30 protein-coding genes and 1 pseudogene are annotated in these 26,177 nt (G+C 29.7%); 16 read left to right on the forward strand and 15 right to left on the reverse strand.

Annotated features, from left to right (window positions below; all coding sequences use genetic code 11):
* Positions 1-160 precede the first annotated feature (160 nt).
* The 8 genes and pseudogenes from OT390_RS04985 (at position 161) to OT390_RS05020 (ending at position 5,337) form a co-directional block, all read left to right on the forward strand.
* Positions 161-403: a hemagglutination domain protein gene (locus OT390_RS04985; protein ID WP_032586669.1), complete on the forward strand. Its 243-nt coding sequence runs from the start codon at positions 161-163 to the stop codon at positions 401-403.
* Between the two features lie 99 nt (positions 404-502).
* Positions 503-805 carry a hypothetical protein gene (locus tag OT390_RS04990; RefSeq protein ID WP_002860718.1) on the forward strand — a complete coding sequence of 101 codons (303 nt, stop codon included), beginning with the start codon at positions 503-505 and terminating at the stop codon, positions 803-805.
* Between the two features lie 2 nt (positions 806-807).
* Positions 808-1,200, forward strand: a complete 393-nt coding sequence (locus OT390_RS04995) for a hypothetical protein (protein WP_032586671.1) — start codon at positions 808-810, stop codon at positions 1,198-1,200.
* A gap of 1 nt (position 1,201) precedes the next feature.
* Positions 1,202-1,513, forward strand: coding sequence for a hypothetical protein (locus OT390_RS05000; protein ID WP_394535893.1), 312 nt, complete (start codon positions 1,202-1,204; stop codon positions 1,511-1,513).
* A gap of 261 nt (positions 1,514-1,774) precedes the next feature.
* Positions 1,775-1,915 carry a hypothetical protein gene (locus OT390_RS05005; RefSeq protein ID WP_002860721.1) on the forward strand — a complete coding sequence of 47 codons (141 nt, stop codon included), beginning with the start codon at positions 1,775-1,777 and terminating at the stop codon, positions 1,913-1,915.
* Positions 1,916-1,973: 58 nt separating this feature from the next.
* Positions 1,974-3,700 (forward strand): annotated as a pseudogene (locus OT390_RS05010) (ShlB/FhaC/HecB family hemolysin secretion/activation protein).
* 95 nt (positions 3,701-3,795) lie between these two features.
* Entirely contained in the window at positions 3,796-4,686 is an 891-nt protein-coding gene (gene cmoB, locus OT390_RS05015; protein WP_002859209.1) for a tRNA 5-methoxyuridine(34)/uridine 5-oxyacetic acid(34) synthase CmoB, read from the forward strand.
* A gap of 72 nt (positions 4,687-4,758) precedes the next feature.
* Positions 4,759-5,337 carry a hypothetical protein gene (locus tag OT390_RS05020; RefSeq protein ID WP_002853367.1) on the forward strand — a complete coding sequence of 193 codons (579 nt, stop codon included), beginning with the start codon at positions 4,759-4,761 and terminating at the stop codon, positions 5,335-5,337.
* Here the strand turns inward: OT390_RS05020 and OT390_RS05025 are convergent, their stop codons facing one another.
* Together OT390_RS05025 and OT390_RS05030 are read right to left on the reverse strand one after the other, a co-directional pair.
* Positions 5,338-5,511: a hypothetical protein gene (locus tag OT390_RS05025; protein ID WP_002853638.1), complete on the reverse strand. Its 174-nt coding sequence runs from the start codon at positions 5,509-5,511 to the stop codon at positions 5,338-5,340.
* A gap of 8 nt (positions 5,512-5,519) precedes the next feature.
* On the reverse strand, positions 5,520-6,047 hold the full coding sequence (locus tag OT390_RS05030; protein ID WP_002853387.1) for a thermonuclease family protein: 528 nt from the start codon (positions 6,045-6,047) through the stop codon (positions 5,520-5,522).
* 67 nt (positions 6,048-6,114) lie between these two features.
* Between OT390_RS05030 and OT390_RS05035 the strand changes: the two genes are divergently transcribed.
* A complete protein-coding gene (locus OT390_RS05035; protein ID WP_394535894.1) occupies positions 6,115-7,383 on the forward strand; it encodes a M20/M25/M40 family metallo-hydrolase in 1,269 nt (422 codons plus the stop codon).
* On the opposite strand, the gene OT390_RS05040 is transcribed toward OT390_RS05035, so the two are convergent.
* Together OT390_RS05040 and OT390_RS05045 are read right to left on the reverse strand one after the other, a co-directional pair.
* Positions 7,366-8,613 (reverse strand): MFS transporter, encoded by a 1,248-nt coding sequence (locus OT390_RS05040; RefSeq protein WP_306181253.1) that lies wholly within the window; start codon positions 8,611-8,613, stop codon positions 7,366-7,368. The two genes, OT390_RS05035 and OT390_RS05040, sit on opposite strands and share 18 nt — an antisense overlap.
* Positions 8,614-8,653: 40 nt before the next feature.
* Positions 8,654-9,493, reverse strand: a complete 840-nt coding sequence (locus tag OT390_RS05045) for a cysteine ABC transporter substrate-binding protein (protein WP_002853956.1) — start codon at positions 9,491-9,493, stop codon at positions 8,654-8,656.
* Positions 9,494-9,712: 219 nt separating this feature from the next.
* On the opposite strand from OT390_RS05045, the gene jlpA reads away from it, so the two are divergent.
* Both jlpA and OT390_RS05055 read left to right on the forward strand, forming a co-directional pair.
* Complete coding sequence (jlpA, locus tag OT390_RS05050) at positions 9,713-10,831, forward strand: lipoprotein adhesin JlpA (RefSeq protein WP_044258093.1); 1,119 nt, start codon at positions 9,713-9,715, stop codon at positions 10,829-10,831.
* Positions 10,832-10,921: 90 nt separating this feature from the next.
* On the forward strand, positions 10,922-11,662 hold the full coding sequence (locus OT390_RS05055) for a YaaA family protein (RefSeq protein WP_394535895.1): 741 nt from the start codon (positions 10,922-10,924) through the stop codon (positions 11,660-11,662).
* A gap of 3 nt (positions 11,663-11,665) precedes the next feature.
* Here OT390_RS05055 and OT390_RS05060 read toward each other — a convergent pair whose 3' ends face one another.
* Genes OT390_RS05060 through OT390_RS05070 form a run of 3 tightly spaced genes read right to left on the reverse strand, consistent with a single transcriptional unit; the run spans position 11,666 to position 14,038 of the window.
* Positions 11,666-12,817, reverse strand: a complete 1,152-nt coding sequence (locus OT390_RS05060) for a M20 aminoacylase family protein (protein WP_002872802.1) — start codon at positions 12,815-12,817, stop codon at positions 11,666-11,668.
* A 1-nt stretch (position 12,818) separates the two neighbouring features.
* Complete coding sequence (locus OT390_RS05065) at positions 12,819-13,640, reverse strand: MFS transporter (protein WP_079346736.1); 822 nt, start codon at positions 13,638-13,640, stop codon at positions 12,819-12,821.
* Positions 13,628-14,038 (reverse strand): MFS transporter, encoded by a 411-nt coding sequence (locus OT390_RS05070; RefSeq protein WP_071616368.1) that lies wholly within the window; start codon positions 14,036-14,038, stop codon positions 13,628-13,630. The genes OT390_RS05065 and OT390_RS05070 overlap by 13 nt, the downstream gene beginning before the upstream one ends.
* A gap of 252 nt (positions 14,039-14,290) precedes the next feature.
* On the opposite strand from OT390_RS05070, the gene OT390_RS05075 reads away from it, so the two are divergent.
* Positions 14,291-14,497, forward strand: coding sequence for a membrane protein (locus OT390_RS05075; RefSeq protein WP_002853356.1), 207 nt, complete (start codon positions 14,291-14,293; stop codon positions 14,495-14,497).
* Between the two features lie 2 nt (positions 14,498-14,499).
* Here OT390_RS05075 and OT390_RS05080 read toward each other — a convergent pair whose 3' ends face one another.
* Genes OT390_RS05080 through hemB form a run of 6 tightly spaced genes read right to left on the reverse strand, consistent with a single transcriptional unit; the run spans position 14,500 to position 20,255 of the window.
* Entirely contained in the window at positions 14,500-15,261 is a 762-nt protein-coding gene (locus OT390_RS05080; protein WP_074471036.1) for a DUF5416 family protein, read from the reverse strand.
* Positions 15,258-16,523, reverse strand: coding sequence for a (Fe-S)-binding protein (locus OT390_RS05085; RefSeq protein WP_002853513.1), 1,266 nt, complete (start codon positions 16,521-16,523; stop codon positions 15,258-15,260). The genes OT390_RS05080 and OT390_RS05085 overlap by 4 nt, the downstream gene beginning before the upstream one ends.
* A 1-nt stretch (position 16,524) precedes the next feature.
* On the reverse strand, positions 16,525-17,880 hold the full coding sequence (gene hemN, locus OT390_RS05090; RefSeq protein WP_002854004.1) for an oxygen-independent coproporphyrinogen III oxidase: 1,356 nt from the start codon (positions 17,878-17,880) through the stop codon (positions 16,525-16,527).
* Positions 17,867-18,358, reverse strand: coding sequence for a DUF2603 domain-containing protein (locus OT390_RS05095; RefSeq protein WP_002853412.1), 492 nt, complete (start codon positions 18,356-18,358; stop codon positions 17,867-17,869). The genes hemN and OT390_RS05095 overlap by 14 nt, the downstream gene beginning before the upstream one ends.
* A complete protein-coding gene (gene argF / locus OT390_RS05100) occupies positions 18,355-19,275 on the reverse strand; it encodes an ornithine carbamoyltransferase (RefSeq protein ID WP_061099801.1) in 921 nt (306 codons plus the stop codon). Before argF ends, OT390_RS05095 begins: the two co-directional genes overlap by 4 nt.
* The gene (gene hemB, locus OT390_RS05105; RefSeq protein ID WP_061099802.1) at positions 19,272-20,255 is read right to left on the reverse strand and encodes a porphobilinogen synthase; all 984 of its coding nucleotides are present in this window, start codon (positions 20,253-20,255) and stop codon (positions 19,272-19,274) included. The genes argF and hemB overlap by 4 nt, the downstream gene beginning before the upstream one ends.
* A gap of 57 nt (positions 20,256-20,312) precedes the next feature.
* Between hemB and ribA the strand changes: the two genes are divergently transcribed.
* Both ribA and rsmG read left to right on the forward strand, forming a co-directional pair.
* A complete protein-coding gene (gene ribA, locus OT390_RS05110) occupies positions 20,313-20,873 on the forward strand; it encodes a GTP cyclohydrolase II (RefSeq protein ID WP_002855920.1) in 561 nt (186 codons plus the stop codon).
* Entirely contained in the window at positions 20,874-21,440 is a 567-nt protein-coding gene (rsmG, locus tag OT390_RS05115; protein WP_002855974.1) for a 16S rRNA (guanine(527)-N(7))-methyltransferase RsmG, read from the forward strand.
* 15 nt (positions 21,441-21,455) lie between these two features.
* Here the strand turns inward: rsmG and OT390_RS05120 are convergent, their stop codons facing one another.
* Positions 21,456-22,028 (reverse strand): hypothetical protein, encoded by a 573-nt coding sequence (locus OT390_RS05120; protein WP_002859197.1) that lies wholly within the window; start codon positions 22,026-22,028, stop codon positions 21,456-21,458.
* Positions 22,029-22,122: 94 nt separating this feature from the next.
* Positions 22,123-23,220, reverse strand: coding sequence for a YeiH family protein (locus tag OT390_RS05125; RefSeq protein ID WP_002853043.1), 1,098 nt, complete (start codon positions 23,218-23,220; stop codon positions 22,123-22,125).
* Positions 23,221-23,332: 112 nt separating this feature from the next.
* On the opposite strand from OT390_RS05125, the gene OT390_RS05130 reads away from it, so the two are divergent.
* Positions 23,333-24,214 (forward strand): LysR family transcriptional regulator, encoded by an 882-nt coding sequence (locus OT390_RS05130; RefSeq protein WP_002855820.1) that lies wholly within the window; start codon positions 23,333-23,335, stop codon positions 24,212-24,214.
* A gap of 79 nt (positions 24,215-24,293) precedes the next feature.
* Positions 24,294-26,162, forward strand: coding sequence for an RNA polymerase sigma factor RpoD (gene rpoD / locus OT390_RS05135; protein WP_032586356.1), 1,869 nt, complete (start codon positions 24,294-24,296; stop codon positions 26,160-26,162).
* The last annotated feature ends 15 nt before the right edge of the window (positions 26,163-26,177 follow it).

Genomic DNA, 26,177 nt, shown 5'->3' on the forward strand with positions numbered 1-26,177 from the left:
AAAGCTTTCTTATGAAGTAAGAATATCTCAAGATGACAAAAACATTTATGCAAGGATAAAATAAATCATTCCTATTTTTAAGATAGGAATGATTTATTTGTATTTTTATAAATATAAACAAAAGATTCTTAAATCTTAATCTTACAAAAAGGAGCAAGTCATGAAAAAGTTAAATAAACTTTCTTTGTCTTTAGTTGTAGGTTCTTTACTTTTTGCACAAAGCTATGCTTTACCAAGTGGGGGTAAGTTCACTCATGGAACAAGTGGAAGTATAAGTGTTAGTGGTGGTTTTAATATAGCAAGTAATGAAACTGTAAATTTTAGACAAGGAAAAACTAACCAAAATTATTTAAATATTGTCTATGGTTCTAAAAGCTCTCATTATAGATGGAACACTCAATAGTGGAAGCAATAATATCTTTTTAATCAATCCTAATGGCATAGTAGTGGGTAAAGGTGGAAAAAAATTGTTCTGTCTGCTTCATCAATAGGTGATAAGGAGATGAAAGAGTTTGCAAAAGATGGAAAACTTTCAGCATTTAAAGGAAATCCTAAAACAATATCACCTGTAATTAAATCCAATGCAGGAAATGTTATAAATTTAGAAACTATAACGGCAGGAGAAAGAGTTGCTATGGCAGGCAATCAAGTTTCAAATATGAAATATGGTGGCACTGATTATGGTAAATTCATTTTTACAAATAAAAAAGAACAATCCAATACCGTCTATCTTAATGTCTATAGTAATGATACATTTGTCATTCGTGGTCCTGCATCAAATACAATAAAAAAGAAGACTCTGTAATATTGAGTATAAGATCTAATAAAGGCTTAACTGGACCAGGAGGAGATCCAACAGACACAATAGGCTATAAAGAAACTAGCGATCTTATTGCTAAAGATAACATCTCAAATGAAGTTTTAAATTCTATATTTAATGACTTGAAATTTAATTCTAGTGTTGATATTAGCGACTTAAGTAAATTTTATAAAGATGGAAAAATATTAACAGCTGATGAACTAACAAGCATTAATCAAAGTATGGATTTTATTACTGCTTTATATGAACAAACTCAAGATAGCAATAATGCAACATTTGCAAACGCTTTAAAGGAAGTATTGGGAAATTCTTATGGTGATCTAGGAAAAGCTAAACAAGCCATTATTAAAACAAAGGAAATTCTTTCTCAAAATTCCTAAAATGACCGAAGGGCAAGAAAACGCTCAAAAAACTTACGATACTGCTGCAAATGCTTATAATGAAGCAGTTAAAGCTATAAGTGGTATAACAGGTAATAATGGCGATAAAGTTATTGCAGGTTTAAAACAAGCTGTAGATAAAGTTTCTAGTGATTTACAACAAGCTACAATAGCTCTTCAAATCGCTACAGCGAGTACTAATTCTAGTTTAGAAAATTCTAATAAAACTTTAGCAAGTGCGAGCATAAATGGAACTAGTCATCTTACAGTCAATGAAAATATAGTGCAAACTATAAGCCAGTATCCATTATAAATTTAGGATCTAACAACTCCAACAACGGAAACGATGGAACCGATTCAGGTGATATTAACAATAGCAACAACAACGGTTCTAATAATAACCCAAATGATACCATAGGACAACAAGAACCTGGCATTGCTACAGCTTTTTATACAAACTACAGATGAAGATCCAAATATCAATGAAGATGATAAACAAGCAAGTATAGATGAAGCCAGTACTCAAGAAAGTGGTAATGTTGTATAGTATCGGATAATTTAAAGCAGGAAATCCTTGCTCAAGATGATTAAAATCCAAAAGGTTAAAAGCCTTTTGGATCTTGTTAAAAAATTAAAAAACAAACAAAGTTTAAAGATTAAAAATCAAACAAACACTAAGGAAAATTTAAATAAAACGCATTATCTTACTATCTAGTTTAGCTATCTTAAGCCTTTATGCTAGTGATACTAAAGATAATAAAAAAACCATACAAATGTTAGAACAATCTCCTTATAAAGAAGATGCTAACTTAAAAAACTACAACAACACTTTAAAAGTAAAAGATGGAGTGATTATCATAGATCATTCTAATACTAGTGATGATAATAATTCAAAAACCATCAACACAAAGAAAAACACTCAAAAAAAATCAACCTAATTTGTCTAATGATAATACTTTAAAAACTAAAACCCCAAATTCAAACACTCCTTCTTTAAAAAATACTTCTAAAGAAGAATCAATTCATAAAGTTAGCTTTAACTTTCATATTACCAATAAAAACATAAACTTTAAAGATCTAGGTTTAGATGAGCAAGTTTTACAAGAAGCCTTAAACGATTACAAAAAAGAAAGTATTTCAGTTCAAGACTTACAAGATATAGCCAATATTATTTCTTATTATGTTTAAGTTAATGGTTATCCTGCTGCTACAGCTTATATCCCACAACAAGAACTAAAAGATCAAATTCAAATCAATATCACCTTAGATGTTTTAGGTAAATATGTGGTTCAAAACAATTCTAGTGTAAGAGATTATGCTATAGAAAGCAAATTACCTAATCATAAAGGTGAAATCATCACTACTAAATTAGTAGAAGATGCGGTTTATAAAGTCAATGAAATGTATGGCATACAAACCCTTGCTTCTTTAAAAGCAGGAGATAATCCAGGCGAAACAGATGTAGTGATAGAAACTACCCCTAGTGATAGCTTTGTTTCTGTATTGTTTTATGGGGATAATTACGGTATAAAAGAATCAGGCAGATAATAGGGGTGGTGCTAGTATGAGTTTTAATAACATAGCTCATCAAGGAGATAGTCTTAATGCTTATTTGCAAAGAAGCGATGAAGCACAAACTAACTATGGTATAAGCTATACTACTTTCTTAGGGAATTTAAAAATCACTCCAAGTTATTCTAAAAGAAACTATGCTTTAGGAGGAGCTTATAAAAATGCAAACTTTATAGGAACTTCTGAAAATCTAGGTATAGATTTAAAATATCCTTTGTGGATTACGACTTATAATTCTTTTTATTTAACTTCAAGTTATTATCATAAAAAGCTTAGTAATTCAAGATTAAATATCATGACTATAGATAAAAGCTCTGATACGATAAGCTTTAGTATAGAAGGAGTTTATAACGGCATTAGTAATGATAGTTTTTCTTATAGTGCTAATGTAAGCTATGGTAATGTTAAAGATGGGGGAACTACTATATTAGGAATGAGTTCTAAAACAGATGGAGATGGCTTTGGAAAATTTGCTAAACTCAATGTCAATCTTAACAATGCTTATTTCTTTAATGATACTTTTACTCATCTTTTTAGTTTAAATTATCAACAAGTTGTCAATGGAGCTACATTAGATAGTAGTGAAACTATATCTTTAGGAGATCCTTATGGAGTAAGGGCTTATAATAATGGAGATGGAGAAGGAGATAATGCTGTAGTGGCTAGCTTTGGACTTAGAATGGCTACTCCTTTAAAAGATTTTTATATCACTCCTTTTTATGATATAAGTTATTCTTGGTATGAGAATGATTCTAAACTATATAGAGCAAGTGAAACAAACTATATGGATGCTTATGGTTTACAACTGCTTTATAATAAAACAGGGAATTTTTATGTCAAGCTTGATTTAGCTAGAGCTTTAAAGAAATATAAACTAGATGATGATTATAGTTCTAAAGCTTATGTAAGCTTTGGGAAGTATTTTTGAGTTTTTAAAAATTTATTTTTGATCAAATACTTAATGCATATGAGATTTATATTGCCATAAAAGCTTTTAATGTTATAATTTAGCATTAAAAGCAAATGTCAAGGATAAAAATGCAAGAAAATTTACTTGAAAAACAATTTCTAAATCACCCTTTATACGCTAAAATTCAAGAACTTAAAGCTCTCAATCTTGCTTGCAATTTTTCTTTAGATGATAGTGTAAATTTATCTACAAATTCTCAAGCCAAAGATGAAATCTTAGCTATAGCAAAAGAACTTAAACCATGGAGAAAAGGTCCTTTTAAAATAGACGATCTTTTCATCGATACAGAATGGCAAAGTTTTATTAAATTCAACATTCTAAAGCCTTTCATGAACGAAATTTCTCAAAAATGCGTTGCTGATATAGGCTGTAATAATGGTTATTATATGTTTAAAATGCTTGAATTTAATCCTGCAAAACTCATAGGTTTTGATCCTTCTATCAAATACCGTTTGCAATTTGAACTCATTAACGCTTTAGCTAAAACTCCTATAAAATACGAACTTTTAGGCGTAGAAGATCTTCCAAGCTATGGCTTGAAATTTGATGTGATTTTCTGTCTTGGGGTGATTTATCATAGAAGTGATCCTATAAAAATGCTAAAAGATTTAAAAGCAGGACTTAATAAAAATGGAGTTGTTTTTTTAGATACCATGTATATAGAAGATGAGAGAGAAATCGCTCTTGTGCCTAATAAAACTTATTCTAAAATTCCAAATATTTATTTTGTACCAAGCATTAGTGCATTAAAAAACTGGTGTGAAAGAGCAGGATTTAAAGAATTTGAAGTTTTGGCTACAAAAAAAACCGATGAAAACGAACAAAGAAAAACAGAATGGATAGACTCTTTTTCGCTGGAAAATTTCTTAGATCCAAAGGATAAAAATCTTACCATTGAAGGCTATGAAGCACCCAAAAGAGTTTATATACGCATTAAAATATAAATTCTTTTTATTTTTTACCGATATTGAAAATTAGATATTTTGAAGTAGATAAGTAGAATTTAAAGGTTAGATATGGCAAAAAAAGATAATTTTGAAGAATATGCACAACTTGAAGAATACGCATCTGCAGAAGATATATCTCGCGTTAGAGCAGAATTACTCACTTGTCCTGAATTAAACACCTCGCTTGCTGGAACCATTATAGAAATTGATAAAAACTATGCCAAATCAATTTTAATAACCACAAGCGAAATGGTAGCAGATGATCAAGGATTGATTTTTGATGCCTTTATTTTCGCTGCGGCAAACTATGTAGCACAAGCCTCTATCAATAAAGAATTTTCAGTGATTATTGGATCAAAGTGTTTTTTTTATGCTCCGCTTAAATTAGGCGATGTTTTAGAACTTGAAGCTCATGCACTTTTTGACGAAACCTCCAAAAAAAGAGATGTAAAAGTGGTTGGACATGTTAAAGAAGTTAAAATGTTTGAAGGAACGATACAAGTTGTTAGCACCGATGAGCATATATTTAAACTCAAGCGTCCGCCACTTAACACTGTTAAACCTACAGAAAATCAAGAACAAGGTGCCAAAATCAACAATCCAGAAGCTGTAGCAGCTGCATTAATGGCCTCTGTGGGTGGAAAATAATCAAGGAGTCATTTTAATATCTACCCAATTTTTTGGGCAATCCTTATGATAAGTTCCACTTCCATCATAATACTCTTTACAATCATCATAAAAACGATTTGAAATCCCTCTTTCATTTACAAAACATCCAGAAATTCCTAAAGCTAATAGCACCATTAAAGTATATTTTTTCATGTTTTTCCTTAGAATTTATTGTGTTTTCTCCATTTATAAGGCTCTATAGGATTACTCTCTTTCCAAAGACCTAAATGATTTTTCTTAGCATTTTCTTGTTCTTTGGTATAAGCGTTACTATAGTAAGTATCAGCCCAAGCATAGCCTTTGCTTACCAAAAATCGATTAATATCAACATCATTAAGCTTTACAATAGCAACAATTCTACCATAAGTATCTTTATTTTTATAAATAATTTCAACTTGTTTGCCGCTTAAAATTCTACTTAAAGCTTCTTTTGATTGCTTTCCAAAACTTTGTTTAAGTTCTGGTGCATCTATACCAAAAAATCTTATTCTAGCGAGTTTGTTTTCATGATTAACTTCTATAGTATCTCCATCAATAATTCTAACTACTTTTCCTTCAAAACTAGAATTTTGGGCAATATAGTTCTGGATAAAAACAACTACAAGAGTGAAGATTAATACAGAAAAAAGTTTTTTTGGATCACTTAATAATTTTCTTAGATTAAATATTTTTTTATAATTTATTCTCATTTTTTAATCATTTTGCCTTTAAATTTTAAAAAATATGCCATAATTTTATCAAAACAAAGGAGATAAAATGCAAAATGTTATAGAAAATTTTAAACAATTATGCAAAATTCCTCATTGCAGTTATGAAACAGAACAAATGAAAGAATTTTTAAGCTCTTATGCTAAAGATAAAGGCTTTAAAGTGAGTGTAGATAAAGCAGGAAATATTCATGCCATAAAAGGCAAACCAAAAATTTGTCTACAAAGCCATTATGATATGGTCTGTATGGGCGATGCACCAAACTTAGAAGTTTATGAAGAAAATGGCTTTTTAAGAGCCAAAAATTCAAGTCTTGGTGCAGATAATGGCATAGGTATAGCCATCATGATGAGCGCTATGGCTGAATTTGAAAATTTAGAATGTCTTTTTACAAACGATGAAGAAGTAGGACTCATGGGAGTGAATTCACTCGAGCACACTTTAGAATCTAAAATGCTTTTAAATTTAGATCATGAAAGCGATGATGAGATCATGATAGGCTGTGCAGGTGGAGTAGATATAGAAGCAAGTTTGTCTTTTAATACCCTTAGAAAAAAGGGTAAAATTTATGAGCTTTGTGCGCAAAATTTTAAAGGTGGACACTCAGGCATAAATATCATACGCAATGAAAAAAGTTCCATCAAAGAAATGGCTAAATTCATACAAGAAAATGAAGGAGAAATCATTTCTTTTGAAGGCGGAGAAAGAATCAATTCTATACCTAAACACGCCAAAGCTTTAGTGTATTTTAAAAATGAAGTAAAGAGCAACGACTGGATAAAATGCGAATTTAAAGAAGAAAATGAATTTGAAATTTGCGATCAAAGTAAAAAACTTTTAAGCCTTATAAATTCTTTTACTCATGGAGTTAGAGCTTATGATGAAAATCTAGGTATAGTTCAAACAAGCATTAACCTAGCTACTTTAAGAATGCAAGATAAACAAATCAAATTCGCACTTTTTGCAAGATCTAATATACTTGATGGACTTAAGCAAGTAGAATTTGAAACTTTAGAATTTTTCAAGGCTTTTGATTTTAAAGTAAGAAGTTTTAATTTCTATCCACCTTGGGAAGGCAAACCAAACGCACTTAGCGACATGGTTTTTAAAGCGCTTAAAAAAGTATCGCCTAATGCCAAAGTTTCAGCTATCCATGCAGGGCTTGAGTGTGGCATTATAGAGAAAAAACAAGAGCTTTTATGCGCTTCTATAGGCCCAAATATCCATAATCCTCATTCAACTGATGAGCATTGTGAAATCGCTTCAGTTAAAAAAATATCTAAGGTTGTTTTTGAAGTTTTAAAAGACAATGCTTAATTCTTTAATCTTGCTTCTTGCAAAAACGCGTTTTAACAAAAACACGCAAAGCAAGGAACAAGATCCCACTATAGCAAGATAAATACCCAAATACTCTTTATAAAAAGCATTAACTATAAAAGGGGTTAAAAAACCTAAAATCGCATAAGAAATATTATAAGCAAAACTAAGCCCGCTAAATTTAAATTCGCTTTTAAAAATTTGCGTCATAAAAACAGGTGCAAAAGTGATAATACCTTGTGCAAAACAAGCCAGTAAAAAATAAAATAAAAAATTCTCATCATAAAAACTAAAAAGCATACCAAAGATAATAAAAGCCATACTAAAAATAGAGCAAATTTTATAGCTTCCCCATTTGCTTGCTAAAAAACCTTGAAATAAAGCTCCAAAAATCACCGCTAAAATAGCAAAATTTTGCACCCATAAAGCAGAAGTTTTACTCATAGCTAAAAGACTTTCAAAATACTTAGGCAAAATCATCAAAGTTGCCACACCGCTTGTTAAAACCATGGTCATTAAAAAACAAACAAGCATACTCATTTTATGAGTTTTTAAAGCTTTAAACAATGGAAAACTTAAAATTTTCTTTTCATTTTGAACTTTTATAAATTCTGGAGTTTCGCTGAGTTTATTTCTTAAAAACAAAGCTAAAATTCCAAAAAATCCTCCTATGATAAAAGGAATTCTCCAAGCATAGCTTTGAACTTCTTCTGGGGTAAAATAAGATCTTATACCTAAAGTGGTAATATTTCCTAGCAATAAACCTATGGTTAAAGTCGCTGAAATAAAACCAAGAGCTAAAGGAATTTGACGCCCTTTGACAAATTCACTCACATAAATCCAAGCTCCGCTCACCTCAGTTCCAACGGCTAAACCTTGCAAAATACGAATAGTAAATAAAATCAAAGTAGCAAATATACCTATACTTTCATAACTTGGTAAAAAAGCTAAAGCAAAACTAGGCAAAACCATCAAAAGCATAGAAATATAAAAAATATTCTTTCTTCCATATCTATCAGCAAAATGTGCCATCACAATAGAACCAAAAGGACGCGCTAAATAAGCAGCACCAAAGGCTATATAAGCATTTATCTGCATCCAAAAAGCATCATTTTGCGGAAAGAATACCTTAGCAAAAATATCCAAAAAAAAGGCAAAAAGCACAAAATCATAAAATTCTAAAATTCCACCCAAAGAAGCATAAATAATATTTTTATATTTTTTTTGCATATTTTATCCTAGATCAATATAAAGGGCAAAAAGCCCTTTGTTAAATTTTTCCACCTTCAATCACTACATCATCAGCCTTAACATCATCTCCAAAATGAGCTTTTAAAGTTTCATCATAAGCCTTGTGAAAAAACTGCTCTTGACCTAGTTTGATGATCAAATTATCGATAAATTCTTTAAGTTCTTTATCGCCTTTTTTAACTGCTGGTGCGATAACATCTTTATTGCCTAACTCTTTGATACCCATTTTAAAATCAGGATGATCTTTTACCCAAGCAAAAAGCAAGGTATTATCATGACTTAAAGCATCACCTCTTTTATCCATCAAAGCGGCAAAAGTTTCAGTATTTTGATCGTATTTTAAAGTTTTAATATTAGGATAATTTTGCGTAAAGTAAGCATCTGCTGTTGTGCCTTTGTTTAAAAGCAAGGTTTTATCTTTTAAATCTTCTACGCTAGTTATATTACTATCCTTTGGTACAGCTACGCCTAAAGCTACTTTCATATAAGGCAAGCAAAAATCAACCTGCTCTGCCCTTTGCGGAGTTTGAGTAAAATTAGCCAAAATAATATCTACTTTATTTGATTTTAAAAACTCAACCCTATTTGCAGCTTCAACAAGAACAAATTGCACCTTATTTTCATCGCCAAAAAGTTCTTTTGCTATGCGTTTAGCTAAAGCTATATCATAGCCTTGATTGTTGCCTTTTTCATCCACATAACCAAAAGGTGGTTTATCGCCAAATACCCCAATCCTAACAACTCCATTTTGCTTGATCTTATCAAGAGAATTTAAAGTTTTAGAGTCAGAATTTCCTCCACAAGCAGCCAATACTACTGCAACAAAGGCCGTTAAAACACTTAGAAGTATTTTTTTCATACATTTCCTTTCTTTAAAAATAAGCTTTAAGCTATTGCAAAAATATATAATAATTGCAAAGTTAATTATACTTAAAATTATAAATAATGCATTTGAAACAAACTAAAAAGATTTTCCTATGTGTAAAAATGTAATTAATCTCACACTCTCTTTTAGCATTGTTTAAATTTTAAGTAAAAAAAGATATAATCTTTTTTTTAAATTTTTAAGGAGAAAACTATGAAAAAAGGTATTTTTCTCTCTATTGGAATAGCTGTTTTGTTTTCAGCTTGCGGAAATTCCATAGATGAAAAAACAGTTAAAAAATATGAAAATCAACTAAATCAAACAGTTAAACAAGAAATTGCAAGCCTTTCTCAGGACTCTGGAATAAAGATTGAATTTTCTGATTTTAAATGCAATGCAGATGGTGATTTTATAGCGTGTTTAAGTCCAAATTTCAAAACTCTTGCAAAAGATAATAACGATGAGTATCAAGAACTATTTCAAGCAAAAAATATCAAAATTCGTTCAAATGAAATTTACAAAGGCGAAGCAAATACATCAATTAGCATTAAAGAATATTACAACGATCTTTTTAAAAACCAAAAAAGCATACAATCAAATTTGGTTTTTGAAGATTTTAAACTTGGAGAAAAAGTTGTTAGTGACATCAATGCAAGCTTATTTCAACAAGATCCAAAAATCAGATCTTTTATCAATAAATTAAGCTCGGATTCTTATACTTTATCATTTGATAACTCTATAAACAAACAAGAAAACAATTATCTAGATAATCTTGATATAAAATTTTATAACGCAAAATTAAATTTCAATACAAATCTAAATATAAATCTAAAAGAAGATTTGCTTAATTACCTTGATTCTAAGGGTATAAAATTTAACACTCAAACTTTAGCTATGGATGAACAAGCTATCAATGAACTTCTTAATATAGCAAACTACGAACAAGCTTCAGATTTTAGCAATACAATCCAAAAATACATCATCTTAAATAATTTTAAAATTGATTCAACTCTTAAAACCGAAGGCGTATTTAGTAGCTATATAGCAACTGCTAAGGAAAATTTACAAACCTTAAAAGCTCAAAGTCAAAATGAAGAACAAGCATTAATCTTTGATAAAGCTTTAGCTATTTTAAACAATACCACTCAAAATGATGATTATAAACTCAATCTTGATTTAAAATTTAAAAACATCCCTGTTAGTGACTATAACGCACAGGGAATCGACAGCATCGAAAAACTAAGCATCAACAATCAAGACGCCACAGAAGCGTTAAAAATTATACTTCCATTTATCATGTTTTCTATGTTAATGGGCGGAGCGTCGTTTTAAATTTTAAAATGATAAAAACTTCAAAAACATTAAAAGCAAGATTAAATTCTTTGCTGTTAATGTTTCATAACATTAACAAAAAAGGCTAAAATGAAAATTTTATTCTCCCCTAGTGAAAGCAAAAATGAAAATTGTACAAAAAATCCTATCAATGAAAACTCATTTATATTTAAAGAATTATTTCCTTATAGAATGGAAACTTTAAAGCATTATAAAGAATTTATCAAAAACGCAAGTTTACAGAATTTACAAGAACTTTTTGGCATTAAAAATGAAAATGAAATTGATAAATTTAAACACGACTTAAAACAAGCTCCCACTCAAGAAGCTATATTGCTTTATACTGGGGTAAGTTATGAATATCTTAATTTTAAAATCCTAGATAAAAAAAGTCAAGCTTATATTTTAGAAAATACTCTTATATTTTCTAATCTTTTTGGCGTTGTAAGAGCTAGTGATACCCTACCCTTTTATAAATTCAAGCAAGGGGCTAAAATAGGAAATTTTGCCATAGAGAAATTTTATAAAGAACATTTTAGTAAAGCCTTAGATGAATACTTAGAAAATGAAGAAATACTTGATCTTAGAGCAGGATTTTATGATAAATTTTATACTCCAAAAAAGAAATTTTATACCTATAAATTTGTAAAAAATGGTAAAGTCATCAGTCATTTTGCTAAAGCTTACAGGGGAATTTTACTCTCCATAAGTGCAAAAAACCAAGTAAAAAACAATAAAGAGCTTTTAGCAAACCTTCCTTCAAATCTAAAACTCAAAGAAATTCAAATCAAAGGTTTAAAGGAAGAAATTGCGCTTGAAATTCTAGATTAGTTTTTATTTTAAGTATTTTAAAGCTAGCTTCGCATAATAACTTGCAGCCCTAGCTAAAAGTTTATCATTAAAAACATAACTAGAATTATGTAAATAAATGTCGTTTTCATTTTCTAAAAAAGCATAGGCACATTTTTTCATTTCGCAAAAAAACCCAAAATCCTCACTTGCCATTAAAGGACGATAATTAAATTCACAATTTTTTTCGCCAAATAATTCTTTTGCAACCTCACTAGCAAAATCCACAGCTTCATCGTTATTCATAGTCACTGGTGCAACAACATTTTTATTGATTTTAATCTCTATATCATTAGCCTGTGCAAGACCTTTACAAATTTTATAAATTTTTTCTTCAGTTAGCTTTCTAGTTTCATTATCTAATGCTCTAACACTCATTTTAATCGTTGCAATATCTGGAATGATATTAAAAGCATGTCCTGCATTAAAAGCTCCTATGCTTACAACTGCTGAATTTTGAGGATCAACATTGCGAGATACTATACTTTGCAAAGCCACCACAAGCAAAGAAGCAGCATAAATAGGATCTTTTGCTTTTTCTGGAGCACTTCCATGACCACCTCTTCCAATAACTTCAATGCTATAACTATCCGAAGAAGCCATCATCGCACCTTTTTTAAGATAAAATTTCTTATCGTTACCAAAAGGCATATTGTGCCATCCAAAAACATAATCACTATCAAATTTTTCAAACAATCCATCTTCTATCATTGCCTTAGCACCACCCAAGCCCTCTTCAGCAGGTTGAAAATAAAGATTTAGAGTACCATTAAAATTCTGACTTGCTAAATACTTTGCAGCAAGCAATAAAGAAGTAGTATGTCCATCATGACCGCAAGCATGCATTACATTTTCTTTTTTGCTTTTATAAGGCAAATTTGTGCATTCTTGCAAAGGCAAAGCATCCATATCTGCACGAAGTCCTATTTTTTTATCGCTATTCCCCTTTTTTAAAACCCCCACAACGCCTGTTTTTCCTATTTCCTCATAAACCTCATAACCAAATTCTTTTAATTTTTGCGCCACTAATTTTGCAGTACATAATTCATCAAAACCAAGCTCAGGATTTTCATGAATTTGATGACGAATTTTTTCAAATTCGCCTTGTAAGTCTAGTATTTCTGGAATTAAATTCATTCTATTTTTCTCCTTGTATAAAATTTTCTCTTCTAGGTAAAACAAATTGTGCTAAGATCGCTGAAATAAAAATCAAAGCAAAAATATAAACAAAACCCAAAGTAAAACTATGGGTTTTATCAACACTCCAAGATACTACCCATAGGTTAAATGATAGTATAACAAAGGTAATACTCCAAAAAGCACTCATAATATAAGCAGTTTGATTTGGATTGGAATTTTTTAGTTCTGAAGGTAGATTAAAGAAAAATGGAAACCACATAGAATAAAAAATGCCTGATAACACAGCAAAAATCTGTATCAATACTAAATTTTGTAAAAATAACATACAAAATCCGCATATAAAAATACACGCTCCTCCAGACAATAGCATTATTTTAAAAGAAATATTTTTTCTTTTAAAAAATAATCCAAGATAAGGACCAAAAATAATAGCAAAATTAGCCAAGGCTGGAATTTCTTTTTTAGCAAAATCAGCTAATTCTTTACTAAAACCCGCATATTGTGCATAAAAAGTTGGTAAAAAAGCAAAAAGAGAATTTAAAAATAAAATAGGCTCTATGTAAAAAATAATCATACCCCAAGTAACACGAGATTTTAAAGCATAAATAAGATCTTTTGCATTATTCTTTTTTTCTTCTTTTTTATTCTCATCTTTACCTACAAAAAGCCACAAAATCAATAAAATCAAATTAATCCAAGCATAAAATGATAAAGAATCTCTCCAATTTCCAAAATAATTTGAGATGCTTTCAGCTAAAATAAGTCCTAGAGTAATGCCTACTAAATTTGAAGTTATATTAAAACTAATTACAAAATGCAAAGCTTTTTTTCAAACCATTGCTGTGCAATAGGCACTAAGCAAACTAAAGCACAAGCTGAACCAAGCCCTGTTAAAAATCTTATAATCAAAATACCACTATAACTATCTACAAAACTTAAAAAGATACCCGAACTCATTAAAATACAGCCTAAAAAATATCCCTTTTTTAATCCGAATTTATAAACCAAAAAAGCAGTAAATGAAGCACCAAAAATTTTCGCAACTACTATCATACTAGTGATTAAAGTAGCTTGCTGAGTATTTAGGGCAAGATCATTTGAAATCAAAGGCATTAAAGACCCTGTTGCTGCCCAAGAGATACTAAAAACAGCATAAACACTAAAAAAGATAAATTCAACTCCAATGCGTCTAAAATGAAATAAAAGTGATTTTCCCATATCAAAATCCTTTTTAGATATTTATTAAAATATAACATAAAAAAATAAGATATTTATTATCTTTAATTATTTTTTTAATTTAATTATTTTTTTAATTTAATTATTTTTTTATATATTTTTTTGTTACTTTTTGAAAATTTATATATAAGTTTAAAGATAAAAAAACTAAAATACAAAATAAAAAAAACCCGTAAAAGTTTTTTGAAGTATTTAAATGATATATTTCAAAATCTAGTTTTAAAAAGGAAAAATATGGAATTTTTAGCATTTATTTTTTTGATTATTATATTTTTATTTGTAGTCTTTATCATCGTTACTCGCTATGAAAAAAAGATAAAATTACTCAACCAAAACATACAAAATATGAAAGAAGATATAGCCGATCTTAAAGAAACAACTCAAAAAAATCGCTCTTTAATTGAAAAAAATCGCTCTAATATAGAAAATATAATAAAATAAAACTAAGAAAGATTTGCGATAAGCTTATAGTGTTTTTTCTGATTTATCATTAAAGTAAAAATTTTTTTACTTGAATTTTCGCTTTTATTTTTATAAATCATACTTTTTAAAAACGGAAAAAGCATCGTACTAGAAGTTTTACCTTGTAAAATAATATGCATAGAACCTTTTAAAATTCCATACTTATAGCTCATACCGCTTGGAAATATATCAAGATTAAAACTTAAACTATCTTCATTGCTATCATAATTTAAAATTTCAATTTTAACAAAGCTAATTTCTTGATCTTCTTGAGATAAATTTTTAAAAATTTCAAGTTTTTCGTGTTTTTTGATAGCAACAACTTCTTGTTTACCTTCTTTAAAATCAGAAAGAAAATTTTCATTTTTAAAAATTCTTGAAAAAAATTTTAAATTTTTAAATTGCATACTTGTTTGTTTTGTGTTTTCATGTATTATTTTTTCGGATTTTAAGATGTCATGTTCTATATCATATTCTTGGTTTTGATTATTTTTGTTTGATTTCATGTCAAAATCTTCAACGATAATCATATCTTCACTATCACAAATATTAAAATGTTTTACAATTTCTTCAAAAGTAAAACTGTCATCATCAAATTCCAAAAGATCTACATTTGAAGTGATAAAATCAACACCATCTCGTTCTTCAATCTTATCTTTAATCACAAAAGCATCAACACAAAAACACGATCTTTGAATTTCATATTCAGAACTTTTGCCTTTAAATACTATCTTCATCATCACAAAGCTTTTGCTATAAGTTCTAAAGGACTAGCAAAAACAACCTTGCTTGAATTTTGTTCTAATGCATTTGAAATTTGCATTCTGCAAGCTGAACACTCGGCACTTACCACACTAGCCTTACTTTCATCGATCATTTGTGCTTTTTTAAGCCCTACACTTAAGGCTCTATCATAATAATCCGTTTGCATACCCACCCCGCCAAAACCGCAACAAGTATTAGAATTACTCATTTCTACAAAATGATAATTTGTTTTTAAAAGTTCTCTTGGCTCTTTAAAAACCCCTTGCATTTTTCTTGCATGGCAAGGATCGTGATAAGTAATGCTATAATTAAATTTATTTTTTGTTTTTAAAATTTCTTCCAAAGAAGTAAATTTATAAAAATACTCGCTAGCCATATATATCTTAGATGACACACATTTTGCGCGTTTTGCCCAGTCTAAATCATTTTGCATTATAAAAAAATGTTCATAATCTATCTTTAACATAGCCGAACAAGTGGCCTCAGGAACTATAATAGCATCTAATTTTTCTAATTTTTTTTCAAAATACTCAATATTTTTTTTAGCCAAAACTTCAACACTTTTAAAATCACCCGTAAAAAATTGCGGTGCTCCACAACACACTTGTTCTTTCATCAAATCCACATTGATTTTTAATTCCTTAGTGATTTTAAGCACTGCATTAGCCGTATCTATGTAAAAATAATTCGCCAAACAACCTACAAAAAAACCTATTGTTTTTTCTCCATCATTATTGATAAATTTTGGATTAGAATTTAAGAAACTTTTTTTATTAAAACTTGTAAGTAATCTTCCCTTTTTAACAAAAGGCATGGAAAATCTTGCCTTCATACCTGTATTTTCATTCTCATTTTGAATTTTAAACGCACAACTTTGAAACACATAGCCAAGCTTAGCTACCAAATCTAAAATTTTGCGTCTTCTTAAAAAGAAAAAAATAAGTTTTTTATACCAAGCTATACCAAATTTTTTAGCTATATCATAACGAACTTCTTCTATGGCATTATCTACTCTTAATTTACTTGGACATACTTCAACACAATTGGTGCATAAAAAACAAGATTCAAAAACTTTCTTAGCTTCTTTATCAAGTTCTAAACTTCCCTCTTTATAAGCAGCCAAAAGATCTAAAAATCCTCTTGGACTAGTAATTTCATCGCGATTTTCTTCATGTATAGTACAAACAGGTATACATTTGCCACATTTAACACAAGCATCACTTATTTGACTAAATTTCATCTTACACCGTTTTTGAGAATACTTTTTTATCTTCACTAATGTTTTTCATATAAGCATCAAAACACATGGCAATATTTCTTATAAGCAAAACGCCTGTTTCATTGACTTTGATAAAATTTTCATCAAAATTAATAAAATCTTTGTATTCTTCTAAAGCTTTTAAATCCTCTTTAAAATACTCCTGAAAATCAATGCAAAATTCTTTTTCTATTGACTTAATATCAAGCTTAAAATTTGCCATTAACTCCATAATAACTGCTTTTCTAAGCTCATCATCATCGCTTAAAACTACACCTCTTTCAAAAGGCAAAACTCCTCTATCTAATGCAGCTTCATAACTTGACATATCTTTGAAATTTTGTGCATAATGTCTTTGTCCTTCACCTATACTTGTAAGCCCAACACCGACTAAATCAGCACCGCCTTTGGTGGTATAACCTTGGAAATTTCTATGTAAAGTTCCATTTTCTAAAGCTTTAAAAAGCTCATCATCTTCTTTTGCAAAATGATCCATTCCTATCATTTTATAGCCGTTTTTACTCAAAAAATTCTCACAAAATTCTAAAATTTCAAGTTTAACATCAGGACTTGGCAGGGTATTTTCATCAAATTTTCTCATATTTTTCTTAAGCCAAGGCACATGAGCGTAATTAAAAATCGCCAAACGATCAGGGTTTAAAAGCATAACTTTTTCTAAAGTTTGTGTAAAGCTTTGTAAATTTTGATAAGGCAAACCATAAATTAAATCCATATTTACAGACTTTATCCCTTTGCTTCTTACAAGATTTAAAGCATTTTGTGTTAATTCAAAAGACTGGATGCGATGAATTTCTTTTTGAACTTTTTCATCAAAATCCTGCACTCCAAAGCTGATACGATTAAAGCTATTTTGCGTTAAAACTATGGCTTGTTTCTCATTTAAAAAACGCGGATCGATCTCACAGCTAATCTCTGCATCTTTAGAAAAATTTCCAAAAACAGATCTGATTTTTAAAATCAAATTTTGAAGTTGTTTAGCACTAAAAAAAGTTGGAGTTCCGCCCCCAAAGTGCATTTGCACCACTTCTCTTTTAGTATCTAAAATAGTACTTAAAATATCAAGCTCTTTAAAAATATAAGTTAAATACCTTTCTTTACTCTCTTCTTTTGCAGTATAAATAACATTGCAACCACAAAAATAACAGGCACTCCTACAAAATGGTAAATGAAAATAAAGCGATAAAGATCTATCTTGCTTTTTTAAAATTTCTATATATTCTTCGTATTTGAAATTTGCATTAAACTCTACTGCTGTAGGATAAGAAGTGTAGCGTGGTCCTGCTTTAGAGTATTTTACAAAAGCTTTATAATCTCTCATTTTGGTTTACCCTTTCTATCATCGCTTGCATATCTACAAATAAATTTGGATGCTCTTGTTTGATTTTAGAAATTAATTTTTCAAGATCAATACTAACTTCCATGGTGCCATTTTGCGCCTTTTGTTTGATCTCATCCATAGCAACCGTCCAAACATCGTTAAAATCTACAGGAATTTGTTGATAAATCGCCTTTTCTAAACGCAATTCAAAATTCTCTTTTTGACTTTGTTTTAAACTTTCAAGTATATTCTTAAGACTTTGTAAAGAAAGCAAAGTGTGAATTTCATCGTTTTCATCGATCACAAACCAAGGTTCAGGAGAATCAAAACTTCCATTTTCAAGAACTAAACATTTTTCGTTTTCATTCTCGCTTTGCTTCATTTTAAAAATCGTTCTATCTTTTTTCTTTATTCCTAGATTTTGACTAAATTCATCAATGCGTTTTAAGCAAGTGCTATACTTTTCTAGCTCTTTCATTCTCTTCCTCTCTGATTATCCAAAAAGCAAAGCAAGGCTTTTACCACATAAAGGCGATTTCTTGCTTCTTCAAAAATCACATCTGCATGTTTTTCAAAAATTTCTTCACTCACTTCATAACCCCTATAAGCAGGCAAACAATGAAGCAATATCGCGTCTTTATTGGCAACGCTCATAGCCTTTTCATCAATCATAAATCCTTCAAATTCTTTAATCTTGCGTTCTTTTTCATTCTCTTCACCCATAGAAACCCAAGTATCGGTAATGACTACATCTTTATCCTTTAAGGCTTCAAATTTATCATGACTTAAGGAAATTTTAGCTCCTGAAATCAAAGCCTGTTTCATAGCAAATTCCCAAATTTCAGGGCTAATTTTATAGTTTTTTGGTATAGCTATACTAAATTCAAAGCCCAAAATCGCAGCCGCAATAAGCCAAGAATTGCACATATTGTTACTATCTCCGATAAAAGCAACTTTTGCTATACCATTTTGCATCTTATTCCATTCTTTGATAGTAAGCAAATCTCCTAAAACCTGAGTAGGGTGATAAAGCTCGCTTAAAGCATTGATCACAGGGGCTTTAGAATATCTTGCAAATTCGAGTAAAGTTTCATGTTTATTGACTCTCATCATCACAAAATCAACCATCGCCCCTACCACCCTAGCTGTATCCTTTACAGGCTCGCCACGACTAAGTTGTAAATCATTGCTACTTAAAAATAAAGCCTTTCCGCCAAGCTCTGTTATGGCTAATTCAAAGGCCATTCTTGTTCTTGTAGAGTTTTTTTCAAAAATCATTGCTAAAGTTTTATCTTGTAAAAGTTTTTTAGGCTCTTTTTTTAACTCGCTAGCATGATTTACAAGGCTTAAATTTTCCTCCTTAGAAAAATCTCTTAAAGTTAAAAAATGTTTCATTTTTCTCCTTTTAACATTTTAGCTAATTCTTTGGCATGATAAGTGATGATAAGCTTTGCCCCTGCTCTTTTAAAAGCTATCATAGTTTCATACAAAACTTTTTCATAATCAATCACTCCTGCATTTTTAGCTGCCTTTAACATAGCATACTCTCCGCTTACATTATAAACACACAAAGGCAAGTTAGAATGAAGGGATATTTCTTTAACCACATCAAGATAAGCAAGAGCGGGTTTTACCATCAAAACATCAGCTCCTTGTGCTTCATCTTCCAAGCTTTCTTCTAAAGCTTCTTTACCATTAGCAAAATCCATTTGATAGCTTTTTCTATCTCCATAACTTGGAGCTGATTCTGCTACATCTCGAAATGGCCCATAATAACTTGAAGCAAATTTAGTAGAATACGCCATTATAGGCAAATTTTCAAAACCTTCTTTATCTAAAGCTTTGCGCAAAGTAGTGATAATACCATCCATCATTCCACTAGGTGCTATCATATCTACCCCTGCTCTTGCGTGAACTAAGGCTTGTTTGGCTGAAATTTCTAAAGTGACATCATTATCCACACTTTTTGTTTTTGGATCGATAATCCCACAATGCCCGTGATCTGTGTATTCACAAAAACAAAGATCACTGATTATAAAAAGATCTGGAAAATTTTTCTTAATCTCTCTTATACTTCTTGCAACAAGCCCTTCATCATCTAAAGCATCGCTTCCACAGCTGTCTTTTTTCTCATTTTCCAAAACGCCAAAAAGTATAATGGCTTTAATGCCTAAATTAACTACATTTTGACACTCTTTTAAAATTTCATCTAAACTCATTTGAAACACATCAGGCATAGAAGAAATTTCTTTTTTTATCCCCGTTCCATTAACCACAAAAAGCGGATAAATCAAATCATTTACACTTAAAGAATTTTCTCTTACCATGGCTCTTAAGTTTTCATTAAGCCTTAATCTTCTAAATCTTTTAAACATTTTTTTGTCCTTTTTTTGCTAAAATCTTAACATAAATTTGATTATAGAGAGTAGTAAATGAAAATAAAAATTTCAGAAATTGCGAATTTACCTAGCAAATGGGGAAATTTCCAAATACAAAGTTTCAAAGAAAATGATAAAGAACATTTATGTATATTTAAAAATACTCCAAAAGACACACTCAATCTAAGAATTCATTCAGAGTGCTTAACAGGAGATGCTTTAGGAAGTTTAAAGTGTGATTGTGGGGAACAGCTTGAATTTTCACTAAAATATATAGAAAAGAATGGCGGAATGGTGATTTATCTTAGGCAAGAAGGAAGGGGTATAGGGCTTTTTAACAAGGTTAATGCTTATGCTTTACAAGATAAAGGTTTTGATACGATTAAAGCAAATCATCAGCTTGGCTTTAAAGCTGATGAGAGAACTTATGAAATTGTAGAATTTATACTCAAACACTATGAAATTTCTAAGGTTAATTTACTCACAAATAACCCTGAAAAGCTAGATTCTATCAAAGAAAAAATCATCACACGCATACCGATTTTAATAGAACCTAATCGTTTTAATGTAGAGTATTTAAACATAAAACAAACTCAAATGGGACATCTTAAATAAATGATTTTTAAAGATTATGATTTTTTGCAAAACTACGATTTAAAAAACTTTGAAGAAAAGGTAAAAATTTATAAAGAATTATTATCTAAATTTAACCGCATTCACAATCTTACTCATTTAAAAAATATAGATGAAAATATCTTTGATAGTATTAAAATTTTAGATTTTTATGATTTTTCTAAAGCAAAAAATATTGCCGATATAGGAAGTGGCGCAGGATTTCCAGCTGTATTTTTAGCTTTTTTACTGCAAAGCAATTTTCATCTTTTCGAACCCAATCCCAAAAAAGCTGCCTTTTTGCGGACATTAAAAATAGAATGTGAACTTCCAAATTTACATATTTACAAAGAAAAAGTTCAAGAATACAAGAATACCTTTAAAGCTGATATCATCACTTCAAGAGCCTTAATGGATGTCAAGCCTTTGCTTGAAATTTGCAAAAATCTAAAAGATGAAAATACAGTTTTTATTTTATGGAAAGGTAGTGAAATTTATCAAGAACTTGAAAATATAAAAGATTATGAAATTTTTGAAAATAATTTAAGAAGATATTGTATTTTAAAGTAGCCCTAAGGCTACTTTTTATTCTGCTAAATCAGCATTAAAACTGATATCCACTAAAGGCCAAGAAATTCCACCATGTCCTGCAGCAACATCGCTTAATGCTTTTAATGCTTTAGAACCATTTTTAAAAGTATGCAAATCAAGTTGTCCTTTAGCTTCAAATTTATTATCTTTGATGGTATAAGTTAAAGGTACAATAGTACTTTTTTTATCCATAGTAATTTTTGCTGAAATAACGCCTTTATTTTCACCCGCAATCACATCTTGAAAAACAACTTTAATATCCGTATCTCCCAATAAAGCAGGGAAAAATACTTTTGTGATATTATTGGTTATAATATCATTGCCTTCACCCATAAAAGCATTGCTTGGCTTTATGGTAGCTTTAGCGCCTTTAAGATAACTTGCCAAATCCTTTATATTTTTAGAAAATTTATATTCTACATTTTTAAATTCACCTTTTGTTCCTATCATATCTTTAGTTTTATATCCTTCAAAAGAAACCTTTAAACTATCTTCTTTAAAAGATACAGCACTTAAAGCCGAAGCTAACAAGCAAGAACTTAAAACACTTACAAGAATTTTTTTCATCTTTATTCCTTTTTAATAAATTTAATTAATGAATTAAATTATATTCTTAGTTGATTAATAAAATAAAATTTTCTAAAATAAAAAATAATTTTTATTACCAAAGTATACCTTTAAAAGCTAAGGTTAAAAAATATCCTCCAAAAATCAAAACAAGCCCTAAAACAAAAGCCAAGCCAAATACCCTAGAACCACTTTTTAAAAATTTTTTAAAGTCAATTTGCAAGCCTAAAGCTGCCATAGCAAAAACGATACATAAAGTACAAAGTGTTTTACCTAAAGAGATGATATCACTCGTAGCAATACCTAAAATACTTTCTTTGCTTGCTAAATAAGTATTTAAAACTATCATGCCTAAAAATGCAAAAGCAAAATAAGGTATAGTGATACTTTTTGCAGTTTTTCCACTGCTTGAATGTTGATTTTTAGCGAAAAAATAAGTCACTATAAGCAAAAAAGGCACAAGTAAAATCACTCTCATCATTTTTATAATCACTGCAACATTAGAAGCACCTTGCTCAAATCCTGCCATATCCTTTGCCATTTCAGCAGCACCTGCGACATTTGCCACCTCATGCAACGTAGCTCCCATAAAAACACCCATAGCATTTTGATCAAAAAAAGGAAAAAGATTTAAAGAAAAAGCTATGGGATATAAGAACATAAATACAAGTCCAAAAATCACCACCGTACCTACAGCTAAAATTCCCTTAAAAGGATCACTTTTCAAACTTGACTCTAGTGCTAAAACCGCTGCCGCACCGCAAATCGCACTTCCAGCTCCAACAAGCATAGAAGTTTCTTTATCGAGTTTAAAAATTTTCGTTCCCACAAATAAAGCAATAATAAAAACAAAAAATATCACTATAGCAGAAAGCAAAAATCCTTTCAATCCTACGCTTAAAAGCTCAGTTAAAGTGATATTAAAACCATATAAAACAATGCCAAGTCTTAAAAGTTTTTTCGCACTAAAATGCACTCCGGCTTGAAAATGATGTTGGTATTTAAAAAACCAAGGAGAAAGCAACACTCCTATGATAATAGCAAAAGCAGTCGCTGCTAAATGAGTGGTATCTTTGATACTTTGAACACTAGAAAGATACATAGCAAAAATCACTATACAAGCAGTAAAAAGCAAACCCTTAAAATTTGATCGCACTATAGCCACGCTATGTGCTAAAAAACTTGTTTTCATTTATTTTCCTTTTTGTAAATTTTGTGTTATTATATTTTTTTTATTAAAATTATAGAAATATATTATTTTAATTTTTATAATAAATTTTTTTTATTAAATAAAGGAATCACTCATGAAAATCAAAGATATGGAAATATTTTTAGATCTTTTAAACACTCAAAGTCCAACTCATACAGCCAACAATTTTTCCATAACTCAACCTAATGTTTCAATAGTAATTAAAAATTTAGAAAATAAATTTGATGGCATTTTATTTGAAAGACTTGGAAAAAAACTCTTACCTACACCAAAAGCTTTAGAACTAGGAAAAAATTGGTTAAAAATTATACAAGCCTACTACCAAAGCTTAGAAAAATTAAACGACGAAAGTATGCTCTTAGGGGAAATAAAAATAGCCTCAACTCAAAGCATTTCTGAACATTTTTTAGCTCCTATTTTATTTGATTTTAAGGCAGAATTTAAAAACATAGAAATTCGCTCTCAAACGCAGAATTCAAAAGAATGTTTAAATTTACTAAAAAACGGAAATATAGAATTTGCAATCATTGAAGCAGAACTTGATCCAGCTTTAGTGGAGTATGAAAATTTAGAAATAAATTTTTGGCAAGATGATGAACTTATAGTAGCTACAAGTGATAAAAAACTCAATGAAAAAGAATTTTATATCGATGAACTTTTGGAACAAAAGTGGATTTTAAGAGAAGTAGGCTCAGGCTTAAGGGATAAATTTTTAAACGAAATTGGTGCAAGCTCAAAAAAACTTAATATTTTTCTTGAACTTGATAGAATGGCTGCGATTAAAGAACTTGTTTTACAAAAAAAAGCAATCTCTATTTTTTCCAAAAAAAGCATAGAAAAAGAATTAAAAAATTCAACACTTTATGAAATTAAATTAAAAAATATCGACCTAAAGCGTAAATTTTATACCTTAAAAAGAAAAAATTATAATTTTAACAGAGCTTTAGAAAAATTTGAAAAAATATTCAAATCATAAACATAATAACCGATTTATATAGAAAGTTAAGCAATTTTTAGATAAAATCCAAAGCTTATATAAATTTCAAGGATAATCAATGAACGCCAAAACTCAAGAAGCTGAATTAGAAGAATTATTTCAAGAAAATGCAAAAGATTATATCACATATGAAAAATTGGTAAAATATCTTACAAAACAACCAAGTGCATCAACCGCTAAAAAAGTGCAAGCATTAATGAAAAAACACAAAGTGCAACTTTTTTCAGCAGCTGAAATTGCACAAATGAAAAACATAGAAGATGCAAAAAGACTTCAAGAAGAAAAACAAAAACTCCAAGATACAAGCCTTGAGAACGAATTTGATTTAGCCAATGAAAACGATTTATTAGAATGGAGCAGATCAGACTCTCCTGTTCGTATGTATTTAAGAGAAATGGGACAAATTGCTTTATTAAACAAAGATGAAGAAATTGAAATTTCCAAAAAAATAGAACTTGGCGAAGATATTATCATTGATGCTTTTTGTTCTGTACCTTATTTGATAGATTTTATTTTAGATTATAAAGAACCTTTAATAAACAGAGAAAGAAGGGTAAAAGAACTATTTAAAAGCTTTGACGATGAAGAAAAAAGTGATGATAAACTTGATGAACTTGATATAGATGAAGATGAAGAAAACGAAACAGAATTAGAATCAGATGAAGAAAATACTAAAAAAAACAGCAAAAAAGAAGATGAAAGAACTTTAAAAATTATAGAAAAATTTAAAGCTCTAGAAAAAGCTAAAAAAGATTGGCTAAAAACATCCAAAGACAAAGAAAGCGGAGATGAACTTTTAGATAAATTAAGCATTGCGTTCAAAAAAAATATTTTAAAAGAAAAATTAATGGATCTAGGCCCTACTTCAAAACTTATTAGCGAAATCGTAAAATCAATGGAAACTGCACTAAAAAGTGATGAAGAATTTGACAAAGAACTTAAGCGTTTAGAATACCGCTTACCTATGTTTTCTGATGAACTTAAAAAACGCCATGCAGATATTTTAAAAGATATTACAAAATTGAGCAAAGAAGAAATCACAGAGCGAGCTTTAGAAACAACCATGGTAAGCACTTATATGGAAATTAAAAAACTATTTCAAACTAAAGAAGCCAGTGAAAAAAGCTTTGATCTTGAAAAATCACGCTTAAAAGAAATTTTGGAGCAAATTAAACGCGGTAAAAAAATCTCTGATGAAGCAAAAGGAAGAATGGCAAAATCAAACTTGCGCCTTGTTGTAAGCATAGCTAAACGCTACACAAATCGTGGTCTGCCTTTCTTAGACCTTATCCAAGAAGGAAATATAGGTTTGATGAAAGCTGTGGATAAATTTGAATACAAAAGGGGTTATAAATTTTCCACTTATGCAACTTGGTGGATCAGGCAAGCTATTTCAAGGGCTATAGCTGATCAAGCAAGAACCATAAGAATTCCAATCCATATGATAGAAACCATCAATCAAATTAACAAAATTATCCGCGAACATCTACAAAAAGATGGAAAAGAACCTGATGTCAGTGTTATAGCTAAAGAAGTAGGTTTAAGCGTAGATAAGGTTAAACAAGTTATTAAAATCACAAAAGAACCAATTTCTCTTGAAGCTCCAATAGGAAATGAAGATGATGGTAAATTTGGAGATTTTGTTGAAGATAGAAATTCACTTTCTCCAATGGATCATATCTTAAAGGATGATTTAAAAGAACAAATTGATGAAGTTTTAGATCAATTAAACGATAGAGAAAAAGCGGTAATTCGTATGCGTTTTGGTTTAATGGATGATGAAAGTGATAGAACTTTAGAGGAAATTGGAAAGGAACTTAATGTCACTCGAGAAAGAGTGAGACAAATAGAAAGCTCAGCTATAAAAAAACTCAAACACCCTAAAGTAGGAAGAAAACTAAAAAATTATATAGAAGGTTGGAAGTAAGAGTCAATCTCCTTA

Source organism: Campylobacter sp. CFSAN122748 (assembly GCF_045277125.1).
GTDB lineage: Bacteria > Campylobacterota > Campylobacteria > Campylobacterales > Campylobacteraceae > Campylobacter_D > Campylobacter_D jejuni.

Excerpts from the sequence above, each read along its gene's own strand:
- OT390_RS04985 (WP_032586669.1), top strand. The coding sequence starts at position 161 with ATGAAAAAGTTAAATAAACTTTCTTTGTCTTTAGTTGTAGGTTCTTTA.
- OT390_RS04990 (WP_002860718.1), top strand. The coding sequence starts at position 503 with ATGAAAGAGTTTGCAAAAGATGGAAAACTTTCAGCATTTAAAGGAAAT.
- OT390_RS05000 (WP_394535893.1), top strand. The coding sequence starts at position 1,202 with ATGACCGAAGGGCAAGAAAACGCTCAAAAAACTTACGATACTGCTGCA.
- cmoB (WP_002859209.1), top strand. The coding sequence starts at position 3,796 with ATGTCAAGGATAAAAATGCAAGAAAATTTACTTGAAAAACAATTTCTA.
- OT390_RS05020 (WP_002853367.1), top strand. The coding sequence starts at position 4,759 with ATGGCAAAAAAAGATAATTTTGAAGAATATGCACAACTTGAAGAATAC.
- OT390_RS05025 (WP_002853638.1), bottom strand. The coding sequence starts at position 5,511 with ATGAAAAAATATACTTTAATGGTGCTATTAGCTTTAGGAATTTCTGGA.
- OT390_RS05030 (WP_002853387.1), bottom strand. The coding sequence starts at position 6,047 with ATGAGAATAAATTATAAAAAAATATTTAATCTAAGAAAATTATTAAGT.
- OT390_RS05035 (WP_394535894.1), top strand. The coding sequence starts at position 6,115 with ATGCAAAATGTTATAGAAAATTTTAAACAATTATGCAAAATTCCTCAT.
- OT390_RS05040 (WP_306181253.1), bottom strand. The coding sequence starts at position 8,613 with ATGCAAAAAAAATATAAAAATATTATTTATGCTTCTTTGGGTGGAATT.
- OT390_RS05045 (WP_002853956.1), bottom strand. The coding sequence starts at position 9,493 with ATGAAAAAAATACTTCTAAGTGTTTTAACGGCCTTTGTTGCAGTAGTA.
- jlpA (WP_044258093.1), top strand. The coding sequence starts at position 9,713 with ATGAAAAAAGGTATTTTTCTCTCTATTGGAATAGCTGTTTTGTTTTCA.
- OT390_RS05055 (WP_394535895.1), top strand. The coding sequence starts at position 10,922 with ATGAAAATTTTATTCTCCCCTAGTGAAAGCAAAAATGAAAATTGTACA.
- OT390_RS05060 (WP_002872802.1), bottom strand. The coding sequence starts at position 12,817 with ATGAATTTAATTCCAGAAATACTAGACTTACAAGGCGAATTTGAAAAA.
- OT390_RS05070 (WP_071616368.1), bottom strand. The coding sequence starts at position 14,038 with ATGGGAAAATCACTTTTATTTCATTTTAGACGCATTGGAGTTGAATTT.
- OT390_RS05075 (WP_002853356.1), top strand. The coding sequence starts at position 14,291 with ATGGAATTTTTAGCATTTATTTTTTTGATTATTATATTTTTATTTGTA.
- OT390_RS05085 (WP_002853513.1), bottom strand. The coding sequence starts at position 16,523 with ATGAAATTTAGTCAAATAAGTGATGCTTGTGTTAAATGTGGCAAATGT.
- hemN (WP_002854004.1), bottom strand. The coding sequence starts at position 17,880 with ATGAGAGATTATAAAGCTTTTGTAAAATACTCTAAAGCAGGACCACGC.
- OT390_RS05095 (WP_002853412.1), bottom strand. The coding sequence starts at position 18,358 with ATGAAAGAGCTAGAAAAGTATAGCACTTGCTTAAAACGCATTGATGAA.
- argF (WP_061099801.1), bottom strand. The coding sequence starts at position 19,275 with ATGAAACATTTTTTAACTTTAAGAGATTTTTCTAAGGAGGAAAATTTA.
- hemB (WP_061099802.1), bottom strand. The coding sequence starts at position 20,255 with ATGTTTAAAAGATTTAGAAGATTAAGGCTTAATGAAAACTTAAGAGCC.
- ribA (WP_002855920.1), top strand. The coding sequence starts at position 20,313 with ATGAAAATAAAAATTTCAGAAATTGCGAATTTACCTAGCAAATGGGGA.
- rsmG (WP_002855974.1), top strand. The coding sequence starts at position 20,874 with ATGATTTTTAAAGATTATGATTTTTTGCAAAACTACGATTTAAAAAAC.
- OT390_RS05120 (WP_002859197.1), bottom strand. The coding sequence starts at position 22,028 with ATGAAAAAAATTCTTGTAAGTGTTTTAAGTTCTTGCTTGTTAGCTTCG.
- OT390_RS05125 (WP_002853043.1), bottom strand. The coding sequence starts at position 23,220 with ATGAAAACAAGTTTTTTAGCACATAGCGTGGCTATAGTGCGATCAAAT.
- OT390_RS05130 (WP_002855820.1), top strand. The coding sequence starts at position 23,333 with ATGAAAATCAAAGATATGGAAATATTTTTAGATCTTTTAAACACTCAA.
- rpoD (WP_032586356.1), top strand. The coding sequence starts at position 24,294 with ATGAACGCCAAAACTCAAGAAGCTGAATTAGAAGAATTATTTCAAGAA.